Consider the following 13,634-nt stretch of genomic DNA (forward strand, 5'->3'; position numbering starts at 1 on the left):
TCCTATCTCAGGACGATTTTTTAGTTGTTATTTTTTCTTTTTCTTGCCTCGTTGTACAGGGGGTACGGTCGGGTTGGCAAGTTCACGCAACTTGGATACTTCTTTGCGTGACAGTTCACGCCATTCGCCCGTCGTGAGACCGTCGAGCGTCAAGAAACCGAACTGTTCGCGCTTCAATTTGATGACTTCCGAACCGACTGCTTCGAGCATGCGGCGGATTTGACGGTTATGGCCTTCCGAGATGACGATTTCTAGAATGGCCGAGTTTTTCTTATGGTCGACCGTCTTCATCTTCACTTGGGCACTGCCCGTCTTATATCCGTCATCGAGCTCGACGCCCGACTCGAGTTGTTTCATCGCGATATACGAAGGAATGTTCTTCACTTTCGCCACATAGCGTTTCGGGATTTTGAACTTCGGATGGGTCATCATGTTCGAGAACTCTCCATCGTTCGTCAAGATGATGAGTCCCGTCGTGTTATAGTCCAGACGTCCAACCGGGAAGACACGTGATCCGGGTGGGACGAGGTCGGTGATGACTTTACGACCTTTATCGTCTTCGACCGTCGAGACGTAACCGCTCGGCTTGTAGAGGACATAGTAGACATGCTCTTCTTGTTCGATTTTCACACCGTCGACTTCGACTTCAGACTTCGGTCCGACTTTCGTCCCGAGTTCGCGCACGACTTTCCCGTTGACGCGGACCCGTCCATCTAAAATCATTTCTTCGGCTTTGCGCCGTGAGGCGACACCTGCTTGGGCAATCACTTTTTGTAAACGTTCCATTTATTCATTCTCCAATCTATCTTGCATAATCGCAGACGGCTGGCCGAAGAACAAATCGCCTTCGTCCGAGAGCTCGTCTTCAAACGTTAATGGGGGCAATTCATCAAGTGAATTAAACCCGAAATGGTCCAGGAAATGCTCGGTCGTGCGGTACAACTTAGCCCGTCCGATCGTCTTGGCACGGCCTGCCGACTCAATCAACCCTTTTGATAACAGCGTATGAATGACGCGTTCGACTTTGACGCCCCGAACTTCTTCGATATCGGCCCGGGTGACCGGTTGCTTGTACGCGATGATGACGAGCGTCTCCATCGCGGCCCGAGACAACGCTTGTTCGGCCATCGTGCCGACGTAACGCTGAATATACTCGGATACCTCGGGGACCGTCACGAGCTTGTACACGCCCGCCGATTCAATCAATTGGAACGGGCGACCGGAGTCTTTAAACGATACTTCTAGCTTACTCAACTGTTCGCGGGCGGCGGCTTCCGAAATGTCGAGCGTATCCGCGAGGGCACGCACTTCCATCCCTTCTTCGCCGACGACGAACAGTAGACTCTCAATAATCGTTTCATAAGACAGCAACGGCTTCATTCCTTTCCTTTGATGATTCGACGAACGAGATTTGAATGTCCCGTTCTTCTTGTTTGGTCGTGACGACACGCAACTTGATTAGCTCAAGCAACGCCATGAACGTGACGACGAGGTCGGAGACATCGGGCCGCTCTTCAAAAAACGAAAAGAACGAGGTCGTCCCTGCTGCCGAGACGTGCTCGTGCAACCGCGTCATCTGCTCCTCAAGCGTCCGTTCTTCGCGCTTGATCGTCTTCTTGCGGCGTTCTTTCCACCGCTTGCGTTCGACCATCTTCGAATAGGCGTGCAACAAGTCCGAGAAGTTGAGCGGTCCGTCATACGGTTGGACGAGGTCGGACATATAGCGCGTAAAATCTTCGCCTGGACGGCTGTACAGTTCGAGCCGAGACTCTTCCTGCTCGCGCATGAACACGACCGCTTCTTTATAGGCCTTATATTCAATCAACTGTCGAATCAACCCTTCGCGGGTCGGTTCTTCGCCGAAGTCAGGAATGTCATCCTCTTCGACCGGTACCGGTGGCAACAGCTGCTTGCTCTTCAATTGGAGCAACGTCGCCGCCATGACCAAATACTCACTGGCCACATCGAGCTCAAATTTTTGCATCGTCCGGATAAAGGCGACATACTGGTCCGTGACCTCGGAGACAGAGATGTCCGCGATATCGAGCTCCATCTTGCCGATCAAGTGGAGCAGCAAGTCGAGCGGACCTTCGAACGTATCGATTTTGACGTTGTACGCTTCCATAGAGACACCTGCCATTTACATTTTTGCGCTTTAGTATAACATGTTTTGTAGTACCGTGACCACGAAAGGAGAAATTTGATGTCAACGCCTTTAATCCAGTATACGCTCTTGTTTGAATGCCATGCCGATTATTTCGAATGCCACGAAGTGCTCGAGGAAGCATGGCAAGACGGAGGCCGTCAAGATTTAGGTTACGCCGCCTTGATTCAGTACGCCGTCGCCCATTACCATGCCCGCCGCGGCAATACGGCCGGTGCGAAAAAGAGCATCGCGGCGTTACAACAGAAGCTTGGGCTGGCCGCGACCGAGCTCGAGGGGCACGGCATCGATGTGGAAACGTTCGCCAAGGATTTGGAGTGTTGGCCGCTCCCCGAGACGTTGCCGCTCGACAAATCGACGCGCCGACAAATCGAGCGCTTGAAACCGACATTCGAACCGACCGCGCTCACGTTTGACGAGCTCGTCCATAAACATATGTATCGAGACCGGACACCGGTCGTCACCGAGCGGCTCCGGGCGCTCGAGGCACGCAAAAAAGCTAGGCGCTGAGCCTAGCTTTTTTTAGATGACGACTTGATTCCATTTATCGAGCAAGTCCCCGGTCTTGCCTTGACCGACGAGCTTCAAGTCGAGCGGCAATAAGTTCCGGGTCTCATCGAGCAGTTCATAGGAACGTTTCTCGCCACGGAACGACGGAGACAACGCAATATGATGGATGAACATCGTCGTCTCTTGTTGCTCCATCCCGATGATCCCGACGAAGTCTTCCCCGACTCTCCAGAGATAAAGGAATTTGGCAGGGTCTTCTTCGTAGGATCGGACGAGTTCGAGCAAGGCGAGCGGAGATTTGTCGCTACATGAGAACGCGAGCAAGCCCATCGCCGTCTTTTCGTACGATTGTTTATATTTCACCAGCATCGCTGGTTTCACCACCTTTAGTCATTCATGTTTCACTAAGTGAACACGTGAGAGACATGGCTCATTGTGTCATAACATTCAGGCAGAAATCAATTCTCGTCCCAAACTTTGACTTCGGCCATCTTCGTGCCTTGACGAAGTTTGACCGCGTGCTCGAGGCCAGACGTCACTTTTCCGAAGACCGTGTGGACGCCATCAAGGTGCGGTTGTGGCTCATGGACGATAAAGAACTGTGACGAGCCCGTGTTGCGTCCAGCGTGCGCCATTGAGAGCGAACCGGCTTCATGCTTGTACGGGAACGACGTCGACGTCTCACATGGGATCGTGTAGCCTGCGCCGCCCATGCCTGTGCCTTCTGGGCAGCCGCCTTGGCTGACGAAGCCTGGGATGACCCGGTGGAACGTCAAACCGTTATAGAAACCGCTGTTCGCGAGCTTCTCGAAGTTTTCAACCGTGATCGGTGCCGCATCGTGGAACAAATCGAATTCGATCATTTCGCCGTTCTCTAATTTCATTGATCCTTTTTTCATATCAAGTTACCCCTTTATGTTCATATTGTCTTTCTCACTCACACATTGCCCATTCTATCAAAAAAAACCGTCTGTCTCCACTATTTTGTGGAAACAGACGTTCTGACTTGCTACTTACTGGATGACAGCGTGGACGAGTGGACGGGCCTCCGGCTCTGTCGCACCGATCGTATACGCGTGGTCCATCCGCTCGAGCGCAGACGTCATATCTTCTTTGTTCGAACGGAGCACGGCGATCACGTCACCGGCTTCGACCTTGTCACCGACTTTCTTCTCGAGCGTGATCCCAGCCGCAAAGTCGAGCTGATCATCTTTTGTCGCCCGACCTGCGCCGAGGAGCATCGCTGCCACACCGACTTCGTCAGCGATAATCGACTCGACGTAACCCGCTTGTTTCGCGACGAACGTCGTCTCATACTTCGCTTGCGGAAGTTTCGACAAGTCATCGACGAGCGACGCGTCGCCACCTTGTGCCGCTACGAACTGACGGAACACTTCGAGGGCATGACCATCCGCCATCCGTTTCTCCAGGTCAGCGTACGCCTCGTCGAACGTCGGATAGAACTCGCCAAGTACAGCCATATGGCCGGCGATCGTGAGGGCAATCGTCTTCAAGTCGTTCACGTCTTTGCCCGATAGGACTTCGATCGCTTCTTTCACTTCATTCGCGTTCCCGATTTCGAAACCGAGCGGCTGGTCCATGTCCGTGATGACGGCGACCGTTTGACGGCCGACGTTCTTCCCGATGGCGACCATCTCTTCAGCGAGCGCTTTTGCATCATCGAACGACTTCATGAACGCGCCTGAACCCGTCTTGACGTCGAGGACGATGCTGTCGGCACCGGCCGCGATTTTCTTCGACATGATCGAGCTCGCGATGAGCGGGATTGAATCGACCGTCGCCGTCACGTCACGGAGTGCGTAAAGACGTTTGTCGGCAGGCGTCAAGTTACCCGTCTGACCGATGATTGACATCTTGATATCGTTTACTTGCTTCGTGAACTGTTCTTCCGTCAACTCGACGTTGAAGCCAGGGAACGATTCGAGCTTATCGATTGTCCCGCCCGTGTGGCCGAGACCGCGCCCGCTCATCTTCGCGACCGGAATGCCGATTGACGCGACGAGCGGAGCGACGATTAAGCTGATTTTGTCACCGACACCGCCGGTCGAGTGTTTATCGACTTTTTTACCTTGGATGTTCGAAAGATCGATGACGTCACCAGACTTGACCATCTCCATCGTCAAGGCTGCCGTCTCTTTCTCTGTCATGCCGTTAAAGTAAATAGCCATTGAAAGGGCCGACATCTGATAATCAGGAATCGTCTCGTTCGTGAAGCCTTCGATGATGAAGCGAATCTCCTCTTCGTTTAATTCGCCACCGTTACGTTTTTTCAAAATCAAATCGACCATGCGCATAAGTTTCGTCCTCCTAATTGGGTAGTGGTTACATGCTTTGAATCGTGCCGCGTACGAGTGAAAGGAAGTCTTGGCGGACGCGTTCTGTCGTCTCGATGACCTCTTCATGGTTGAGCGGTTGATCTAAAATCCCGGCTGCCATGTTCGACACGCACGAGATGCCGAGCACACGCATATCCGAATGACGGGCCACGATGACTTCAGGTACCGTCGACATGCCGACGACGTCGCCGCCGAGGAGGCGTGCCATCTTCACTTCAGCTGGTGTCTCGTATGTCGGACCTGTGTTTCCGAAATAGACGCCTTTTTGAATCGAGAGGCCGAGCTTCGCAGCGACACCTTCCGTCAACGTGACGAGCTCTTTATCGTACGCTTCTGACATATCTGGGAAACGTGTCCCGAAGTCGCTCGCGTTCTTGCCGATGAGCGGGCTCGTGCCGAAGAAGTTGATGTGATCCGTGATGATCATCAAATCGCCCGGGTTGAATGACTCGTTGCAAGCACCAGCCGCGTTCGTGACGATAAGCGTCTCGACACCGATCAATTTGAGGACGCGGACCGGGAACGTGACTTGTTCCATCGAGTAACCTTCATAGAAATGGAATCGTCCTTGCATCGCGACGACGCGTTTTCCTTCGAGGTCACCGAAGACGAGTTGTCCAGCGTGTCCTTCGACGGTCGATACCGGGAAGTGCGGGATGTCCTCGTAAGGGATTTTGACCGCGTTTTCAATTTCATCAGCGAGGACGCCGAGTCCTGAGCCGAGGATGAGTCCGATTTCTGGTGTTCCGTTCATGCGTTCCTGTAAAAATGCCTTTGTTTCGTTCCAATTTACCATGAGTAGTGCCTCCTCAAATTTCGTTTAAGAAACTCTTTCCGTGTACTGGTGCATCGACATCGAAGTTATCCGCGACTGTGGCGCCGATGTCGGCGAACGTTCCTCGAATCCCGAGGTCGACTGCTGTCGCGCCGTGATGATGAACGATGAGCGGCACGTATTCACGCGTATGGTCCGTGCCTGGTGCCGTCGGATCGTTCCCGTGGTCGGCCGTGATGATGAGCAAGTCGTCTTCACGCAACTTCTCCATCACTTCTGGTAGACGGGCGTCATACTCTTCAAGCGCGATCGCATAGCCTTCTGGGTCACGGCGGTGACCGAAGAGTGCGTCAAAGTCAACGAGGTTCAAGAAGCAGAGTCCTTCGAAGTCTTCATCGAGCGATTCGACAAGCTTGTCCATCCCGTCCATGTTCGACTTCGTCCGAATCGCTTTCGTGACGCCTTCGCCGTCGTAAATATCGCTGATTTTCCCGAGGGCGATCACGTCTTTCCCGGCCGTCTCGAGCGTGTTCATGACCGTCTTGCCGAACGGTTTGAGCGCATAGTCGTGGCGGTTCGACGTACGGACCCAAGCGCCAGGTGTTCCGAGGAACGGGCGGGCGATGATGCGACCGAGCATGTACGGGTCTTCGCGCGTGATTTCACGGGCGTATTCGCAGATGCGATACAACTCGTCGAGCGGGACGACTTCTTCATGCGCCGCGATTTGAAGCACAGAGTCAGCCGACGTGTAGACGATCAAGGCGCCCGTGTTGACGTGTTCTTCACCGAGCTCATCCAAAATCTCTGTGCCTGATGCCGGCTTGTTGCCAATGATGTCACGACCGCTGAACTCTTTGAGACGATTGATCAAGTCATCCGGGAACTCTTCGAAGACGCGAAACGGCGTATCGATATGAAGGCCCATGATCTCCCAATGGCCGGTCATCGTGTCTTTACCTGCTGAAATCTCTTCCATGCGTCCGTAGGCGCTAGGCGTCTCCGATGATTCGATTCCTTCAATCGGCTTAATGTTCGACAAGCCGAGACGGCCCATATGCGGCATGTTTAAACCACCATGCTCACGGGCGATATGTCCGAGCGTGTCCGAACCGACGTCGCCGAACTGATCGGCATCCGGGGACTCCCCGATTCCGACCGAGTCCATGACGACCAAGAAAATACGTTTAAATTTCTTCACAAAAAGTTCCTCCTTTGGTGTCGTTACGCACGCGGGTGATGTTTTCGATAGACATCATGAAGTCGTGCCTTATTGACATGTGTGTAAATTTGAGTCGTGGAGAGGTCTGCATGCCCGAGCATCTGTTGGATGGCCCGAAGGTCGGCGCCGTTCTCAAGCAAGTGTGTCGCGAACGAATGCCGGAGCACGTGCGGCGTGATCTCTTTTTGAATGCCAGCCTCTTTGGCCCGTCGTTTAATCATCTTCCAGAATCCTTGACGACTGAGCCGGCCGCCACGTCCGTTCAAGAACAACGCCTCGGTCTCCCGACCACCGAGCCCGTTACGCGCCTGCTGGATATAGCGTTCGACAAAACTTTGGGCGACCGATGACACCGGGATAATCCGGGCACTCTCGCCTTTGCCTTCACACTGTAGATACCCCAATTCGAACTGTAAATCATCCAAATCGAGCCCAAGAAGTTCACTGACGCGCATGCCCGTGCCGTAGAGCAGTTCGAGCATGGCCCGATCGCGCAGCGCAAGCGGGTCTGACGTCGGAACGCTGTCGAGTAACCGCTCGACTTCGTCTTGCGACCACGTGTCCGGCAGATGGCGCTCTGCTTTCGGCGTCTCTAAATAGAGCGCCGGGTCAGTCGTTGCCCCACCCGTCATCTTTAAATGATGATGGAACGTCCGAATCGAACTGACGGCCCTCCGCAATGATGAGGCGGCCCGACCGGCTTGCGACAACTCTTCCATATGCTTGACGATATGTGCCCGCGTGACTTCATTCCATTCGGTCACCCCGAGTTGGGTCAACGTCGATAAGTACTGGGTCAAATCGCTCGCATAGGCTTGTCTCGTGTTCGTTGACATTCGTTTTTCTACCGTCATGTACTGCAAAAATGACTCGACTTGCGAACGCATGACATCCCCCTCCTTTCTCGTTACACCTGAATACGCTTACATCATATCACTTATGTAAACCGTTGTGAAGACGTCTGACCTCATTTTTTTTAAAGCTTTTTTGTGACGGATTTTGGTGAGGTTTTTACGCTTTCCTTCCGATTGGGGGCTTACGAATCTCGTCACAATTTGATACACTCAAGTCGACTTATTAAACCAATTTAAAAAGTTAGGAAGGAGTCGTCCATGGACCAGACCACTACTAATCTGACGGTCGCCGTCAGACGGCAACTCGTCTTGAACGGCCGCTCGACCGTCGCCGCCATCTCGGAGGCGACCCGGCTCAGCTTTCCGACCGTCAAGAAGCAGTTAGAGCAGTTGATGCAAGCCGGTGAAGTGTTCGAACACGGATTTGAGGACTCACGCGGCGGACGCCCTGCCAAACGTTACATCTATAATGAGCGGTTCACGCACGGATTGACGCTATACGTCGAGAAGACGGTCGTCCGCTATCGTCTCATCGATTGCAAAGGCGCAACGATTGACGACGGGACGCAAATGATTCTAGACGGGGACCACCTTGGTGCGCTCGGTGCGGTACTCGATCGACAGTTGGACCAGACCTCCGACGTGAGTGCGATCTCCATCGGTGTCGCGGCGGCCGTCGCGGACGGGACGGTCATCTTCGCCCCGGACTATACGACGTTCGCACACCTCGACTTGAAACATTGGGTCGAGTCACGCACCGCTCGCCCTGCCGTCATCGAGAACGACATGAACGCGGCTGTCTATGGATACGGACACACGCACGAACTCACTGGCGACCAGTCAATCGTCTACATCTATCTGGGAAAAAACGGACCCGGTGCCGGGATTCTCATCAACGGACAGCTCATCCGTGGAAAGACCGGGTTCAGCGGGGAGATCTCGTTTCTACCGCTCTATGACGACTCGACGTTTCATGACCGGATAGCGAGTGAGCGGTCGGCCCCGGCCCCATTGTCGGACGCCGCGCTCGATGCGCTCGGTCGGCTCGTCGCGACCTTCACCGCGACACTCAATCCGCACGCCATCATTTTTTCGGACGTTGATCTCGTCGATACCGAGTTGGAGGGGATTCGGCACGCCTGCCAGCGTCATATTCCGGCGGCTCACACCCCAGATTTATTGATCGGCATATGGGAGGAAGATTATTTCGCAGGCTTAGCTCGACGTTGCGTCGGGTTGATCCTTGAATCGATTTGAAGAGGTGAACTATGACAGGATTTTTATTATTGACCGTGATTTACATTGCCTTTATCAGTCTTGGCCTGCCCGACGCCTTGCTCGGTGTCAGTTGGCCGTTGATGCACGTCGAGTTCAACGCCCCAATCTCGATGGCCGGATGGATTTTTATGACCATTGCTGCAGGCACGATTTTATCGAGCCTACTCAGCGGTAGGTTGCTCGAACGTTTCGATACGAAGCAAGTCACGTTCGGCTCCGGACTCGTGACGGCAATGTGCCTGCTCGGCTTTTACGCGGCCCCGTCCTTGATTTGGCTGTTCGTCCTATCGATTCCACTCGGACTTGGTGCCGGGGCGGTCGATGCCGCGCTCAACCATTACGTCGCAGAAAACCATCAGGCGCACCATATGAACTGGCTCCATTGTTTCTGGGGCGTCGGAGCGACGGGCGGACCGCTCGTCATGGCCGGTGTCTTGACGGAGAGCGGTTGGCGTGACGGCTATTTAATCGTCGCGTTGATTCAGTTCGCGCTCGCCTTCCTCCTGCTCCTGTCGTTCCCGCTCTGGAAGCGCGAAAACAAAACGGAGCCCTCCACGCTCGAACGACAAGAGACGGCCGTGACCGCGCTCGAACGAAAGATGCCGAAAGGCCTCTCGTATGCGCTAGCCACGTTCCTGCTCTATTGTGGGATTGAGGCGCTCATCGGCCTGTGGGCCAGCAGTTATCTCGTCCAGATGAAACAGTTCTCTGTCGCGACGGCCGCGACGTGGGTGTCAATCTATTACGGCAGCATCACGCTCGGTCGCTTCCTGAGCGGGTTCCTCTCGTTCCGCTTCACGAATCGACAAATGATTCGGCTCGGGCAAACCTTCGCTTTAATCGGTAGCCTCGTGTTTCTCATTCCGGCGACCGGAGCGATGTTGATCGGATTGATTTGTATCGGGCTAGGCTTGGCCCCGATTTACCCGAGCATGCTTCATGAGACGCCGCAGCGGTTCGGGAAGGAACGGGCAAAACGGTTGATGGGCTTCCAGATGGCGTTCGCCTACACGGGCAGCACGTTCCTGCCACCGCTATTCGGACTCATCGTGTCTCAGACGTCGCTCGGCCTATTCCCGCTCGTGACCGTCTTGATCATGCTCGGGATGCTCTTGAACACGGAACGCTTGAACTCGATCATGCACCAACCATCAAAGGAGGAACTCACATGAAAATCGAACACATCGCCATATGGGTGAACGACCTCGAACCGATGCGCCGCTTCTACGAGACGTACCTCGGGGCAACTGCAAACGACAAGTATACGAACGAACAAAAACAGTTCGAATCCTATTTTCTGACGTTCCCTGATTCGACATGCCGGCTCGAGTTGATGCGACGCCCGGACGTCCAAGGCACACCACGCGAAACGATCGGCTACGCGCATATCGCGTTCGCGCTCGGTAGCAAAGAGGCGGTCGATGCGTTGACACGACGACTCGAAGTCGACGGGTATCCGCTCATCGACGGACCGCGGACGACGGGAGACGGTTATTATGAAAGTGTCCTGCTCGACCCCGAACAAAATAAACTTGAATTGACGATTTAAGGAGATGAGACGATGATTCAGGCGATTTTACTCGACCTTGACGGAACGTTATTGACCGACCAGAAGATGATTTCATCGCGCACGAAACAGATATTGCTCGACCTCCAGGCGGAAGGCAAAAAAGTCGTACTCGCCTCCGGCCGGCCGAAACGGGGCATCGAACCGTTCGCCGAAGAGCTCAGACTGCATGAATACGGGGGACTCATCGTCTCCTCGAACGGGGCGTGCGTCACGGATGCTGCGACGAATGAAACATTGTTCGAACAGGCGATTCATCCGAACGACGCTCGTGCCATTTTGGATCATTTGACCGGCTTCGACGTCATTCCGATGATCAATGACGAGACGTATATGTATGTCAATGACGTCTTCAACGGCATGCTCGAGTTGAACGGTGAGCCGTTCAATATCATCGAATATGAGTCGCGCGGCGGTCGGTTCCGATTACGGGAAGCACCCCGTCTCGCCGACGCCATCCATTTCCCCGTCTATAAGATTCTCGTCGCGGGACAACCTGACTATCTGCAGGCGCATGCCGCTTCTCTCGCCGGACCGTTCACGGACCGCGTCACCGGCATGTTCACGGCCGCCATGTACTATGAGTTCACGGATCTCGGAATCGACAAGGCCCGGGCACTTAATCATGTGTTCCGGGAGATTGGGATTGACCGCGAGCATGTCATCGCGTTCGGTGACGGGCATAACGACCGGTCGATCATCGAGTATGCCGGCATCGGCGTCGCCATGGGCAACGCCGTCGAGGACATCTTGACCATCGCCACGGAAGTGACGACATCGAACAATGAAGACGGGATCGCCACCGTCTTGTCCCGTTACTTGACGACGTGACGACATACAAAAGACAGGCAGCCTTTGAGGGGCTGCCTGTCTTGCTTTATCCGTTGATGACTGCTTTATGACCCTCGAGCGTGACGCCTTTGGCTTGGCAAACTTTACAGATGCCGTGAAACGTCAAGCGATGATCTTTGATTAAAAATTCGTATTTGCTTTCAACTTTCTTCTCGACGTCGACGAGCAAGTCTTCCATGATCTCCTCGACCGAACCGCACTCGACACAGACGAGATGATGGTGCGAATGGTTCGCGCCTTCTGGTCTGAGGTCGAAACGGGCGACGCCGTCACCGAAGTTGACTTTGTCGACGACACCGAGCTCCGTCAATAGCTCCAGCGTCCGATAGACGGTCGCGAGCCCGATTTCCGGTGCGATGCTTTTGACGAGCATGAACACGTTCTCTGCGCTCAAATGGTCCGTCTCATTCTCAAGTAGAATCCGGACAGTTGATTCTCGTTGCGGTGTCAATTTATATCCTTTGGCGCTCAATTGCTGTTTGATCCGTTCAATTCGCGTTTCCATAAGGCGCCCCCTCTTAGCATAATTCACTATTCAAAGCATACCGAAGTTCGTCCGGTTTTTCAAATTAAAATGATTCCTATGTAAGTGTAACATAACTCACTCTAGTTTAGAATCATTTCAATTTAGATAATTGCCACCACTGAATCGCCATAATCGTCTTCGCGTCAGTGATGCGTCCACTCGCCAGCAAGTCGACCGCCTCGTCGAACGTGAAGCGTTGGACTTGTAAAAACTCGTCCTCATCAAGGTTCATCGTACCGGCCGTCAAGCCGTGGGCGACATAGACATCGACCCGTTCACTACAAAAACCGGGTGCCCCGTAAAATGAGAAGATTTTTTCGAGCGTCTCGGCCGTATAACCGGTCTCTTCTTCGAGTTCGCGCTTCGCGCTCGCGAGCGGTTCCTCACCGACTTCTAATTTACCGGCCGGAATCTCGAGTGACATCGATTCAAACGCTTTCCGGTACTGCTCGACGAGGACGATGCGATCGTCTTCATCGACGACGAGGACGGCGACGGCCCCGTTATGGTAGACGAGCTCGCGGACCGAGGTCCCTCCGTTCGGGAGCGAGACGACGTGTTTCTCAACGTTAAAGATCTTTCCTTCGTAAATGACTTCCCGTTCAATCGTTTTCTCTTCCATTTGTATGTACCCCTCACTTTTCCTATATACTGTGATTATGATTCATATCGTCAGACGGAACAAGGAGGAATTATCAATGGCAGAGTTAGGATTAGGAACCATGTCGATTTTAAAACACGGGGAAGCAGAAGGTCGTCGGATTCTAGAGGCCGCCTACGACGCTGGGATTCGGCATTTCGATACGGCCGACGTCTACGATCACTTCGAGGTGGAACGTCTAGTCGGTTCGACGTTTGCCGGACGCCGGGACGAGCTGTTCTTGACGAGCAAGGGCGGGAACGTGCGAACGGAGGATGGGATGCGCTGGGATCCGAGCGCCGCGTATTTGGAGCAGGCGCTCGCCGATTCGCTCGAACGTCTCCAGACTGACTATTTGGATTTATATTACGTCCATGGCGGCACGATCGAGGACGACCTCGATGAGACGATCGCCTTCATGCGCCGGCAAAAACAAGCCGGGGTCGTCCGACAAATCGGACTGTCCTCGATTCGTCCGAACGTCATTCGCTATTGGCTCGAGCACGGTGAACTCGACGTCTTGATGACACCCTATTCGTTGCTCGATCGTCGCGTCGAATCACTCGACCTCGACATCCCGATTGTCGGGCGCGGACCGCTCGCCAAAGGACTATTGACCGCCGAGTGGTCCGAGCGCTTGACGGACAAAGGCTTCGAAGCATGGACTGCATCAGAGTTACGCGACGTGTTGCCGACGATCCCGACGCCGATTCAAGCTTACGCCCTTGCCGCCGCGAAACGAACGTGTGCCGTCGTCCTGCCGGGTGCCTCTTCGGTCGATCAATTGAACGAATTGATTGCCGCCAATCAAGCCGACGTCGATTCGGACAAACTTGATGAGCTGTTGGCACGGCTGCCTATTCACCCCTACACAAAACATGCGACCTGA

Annotated in this window: 17 protein-coding genes; 6 read left to right on the forward strand and 11 right to left on the reverse strand. The window is 54.0% G+C overall.

What is annotated here, in order from left to right:
- Nucleotides 1-27: 27 nt before the first annotated feature.
- The 3 genes from M467_RS28505 to M467_RS28515 are packed head-to-tail and all read right to left on the reverse strand — an operon-like array spanning nt 28 to nt 2,125.
- The gene (locus tag M467_RS28505) at nt 28-786 is read right to left on the reverse strand and encodes a pseudouridine synthase (protein WP_021067626.1); all 759 of its coding nucleotides are present in this window, start codon (nt 784-786) and stop codon (nt 28-30) included.
- A complete protein-coding gene (scpB, locus tag M467_RS28510) occupies nt 787-1,380 on the reverse strand; it encodes an SMC-Scp complex subunit ScpB (protein ID WP_021067627.1) in 594 nt (197 codons plus the stop codon).
- Nucleotides 1,358-2,125, reverse strand: a complete 768-nt coding sequence (locus M467_RS28515; protein ID WP_021067628.1) for a segregation and condensation protein A — start codon at nt 2,123-2,125, stop codon at nt 1,358-1,360. Before M467_RS28515 ends, scpB begins: the two co-directional genes overlap by 23 nt.
- 78 nt (nt 2,126-2,203) lie before the next feature.
- On the opposite strand from M467_RS28515, the gene M467_RS28520 reads away from it, so the two are divergent.
- A complete protein-coding gene (locus tag M467_RS28520) occupies nt 2,204-2,674 on the forward strand; it encodes a DUF309 domain-containing protein (RefSeq protein WP_021067629.1) in 471 nt (156 codons plus the stop codon).
- A gap of 12 nt (nt 2,675-2,686) precedes the next feature.
- On the opposite strand, the gene M467_RS28525 is transcribed toward M467_RS28520, so the two are convergent.
- From M467_RS28525 to xerD, 6 genes are all read right to left on the reverse strand, one after another.
- Complete coding sequence (locus M467_RS28525) at nt 2,687-3,043, reverse strand: GNAT family N-acetyltransferase (protein ID WP_021067630.1); 357 nt, start codon at nt 3,041-3,043, stop codon at nt 2,687-2,689.
- Between the two features lie 89 nt (nt 3,044-3,132).
- Complete coding sequence (locus tag M467_RS28530) at nt 3,133-3,573, reverse strand: peptidylprolyl isomerase (protein ID WP_021067631.1); 441 nt, start codon at nt 3,571-3,573, stop codon at nt 3,133-3,135.
- Between the two features lie 114 nt (nt 3,574-3,687).
- A complete protein-coding gene (locus tag M467_RS28535) occupies nt 3,688-4,989 on the reverse strand; it encodes a pyrimidine-nucleoside phosphorylase (protein WP_021067632.1) in 1,302 nt (433 codons plus the stop codon).
- Nucleotides 4,990-5,017: 28 nt separating this feature from the next.
- Nucleotides 5,018-5,827 carry a purine-nucleoside phosphorylase gene (locus tag M467_RS28540; RefSeq protein ID WP_021067633.1) on the reverse strand — a complete coding sequence of 270 codons (810 nt, stop codon included), beginning with the start codon at nt 5,825-5,827 and terminating at the stop codon, nt 5,018-5,020.
- Between the two features lie 13 nt (nt 5,828-5,840).
- Nucleotides 5,841-7,007 carry a phosphopentomutase gene (gene deoB / locus M467_RS28545; RefSeq protein WP_021067634.1) on the reverse strand — a complete coding sequence of 389 codons (1,167 nt, stop codon included), beginning with the start codon at nt 7,005-7,007 and terminating at the stop codon, nt 5,841-5,843.
- Between the two features lie 23 nt (nt 7,008-7,030).
- Complete coding sequence (xerD, locus tag M467_RS28550; protein WP_021067635.1) at nt 7,031-7,915, reverse strand: site-specific tyrosine recombinase XerD; 885 nt, start codon at nt 7,913-7,915, stop codon at nt 7,031-7,033.
- A 225-nt stretch (nt 7,916-8,140) separates the two neighbouring features.
- Here xerD and M467_RS28555 point away from each other — a divergent pair, with 225 nt between their 5' ends.
- The 4 genes from M467_RS28555 to M467_RS28570 are packed head-to-tail and all read left to right on the forward strand — an operon-like array spanning nt 8,141 to nt 11,558.
- Nucleotides 8,141-9,139 carry an ROK family transcriptional regulator gene (locus M467_RS28555; RefSeq protein WP_021067636.1) on the forward strand — a complete coding sequence of 333 codons (999 nt, stop codon included), beginning with the start codon at nt 8,141-8,143 and terminating at the stop codon, nt 9,137-9,139.
- A gap of 11 nt (nt 9,140-9,150) precedes the next feature.
- Nucleotides 9,151-10,332 (forward strand): MFS transporter, encoded by a 1,182-nt coding sequence (locus M467_RS28560; RefSeq protein WP_021067637.1) that lies wholly within the window; start codon nt 9,151-9,153, stop codon nt 10,330-10,332.
- Nucleotides 10,329-10,709, forward strand: a complete 381-nt coding sequence (locus M467_RS28565; RefSeq protein ID WP_021067638.1) for a VOC family protein — start codon at nt 10,329-10,331, stop codon at nt 10,707-10,709. The genes M467_RS28560 and M467_RS28565 overlap by 4 nt, the downstream gene beginning before the upstream one ends.
- A 12-nt stretch (nt 10,710-10,721) precedes the next feature.
- Nucleotides 10,722-11,558: a Cof-type HAD-IIB family hydrolase gene (locus tag M467_RS28570; RefSeq protein ID WP_021067639.1), complete on the forward strand. Its 837-nt coding sequence runs from the start codon at nt 10,722-10,724 to the stop codon at nt 11,556-11,558.
- A gap of 46 nt (nt 11,559-11,604) precedes the next feature.
- Here M467_RS28570 and fur read toward each other — a convergent pair whose 3' ends face one another.
- Both fur and M467_RS28580 read right to left on the reverse strand, forming a co-directional pair.
- Nucleotides 11,605-12,084 carry a ferric iron uptake transcriptional regulator gene (fur, locus tag M467_RS28575; protein ID WP_016509373.1) on the reverse strand — a complete coding sequence of 160 codons (480 nt, stop codon included), beginning with the start codon at nt 12,082-12,084 and terminating at the stop codon, nt 11,605-11,607.
- A gap of 112 nt (nt 12,085-12,196) precedes the next feature.
- Entirely contained in the window at nt 12,197-12,727 is a 531-nt protein-coding gene (locus tag M467_RS28580; RefSeq protein ID WP_021067640.1) for an NUDIX domain-containing protein, read from the reverse strand.
- Between the two features lie 76 nt (nt 12,728-12,803).
- Here M467_RS28580 and M467_RS28585 point away from each other — a divergent pair, with 76 nt between their 5' ends.
- Nucleotides 12,804-13,634, forward strand: a complete 831-nt coding sequence (locus M467_RS28585; protein WP_021067641.1) for an aldo/keto reductase — start codon at nt 12,804-12,806, stop codon at nt 13,632-13,634.

The sequence above is a fragment of the Exiguobacterium chiriqhucha RW-2 genome (assembly GCF_000416965.1).
GTDB lineage: Bacteria > Bacillota > Bacilli > Exiguobacteriales > Exiguobacteriaceae > Exiguobacterium > Exiguobacterium chiriqhucha.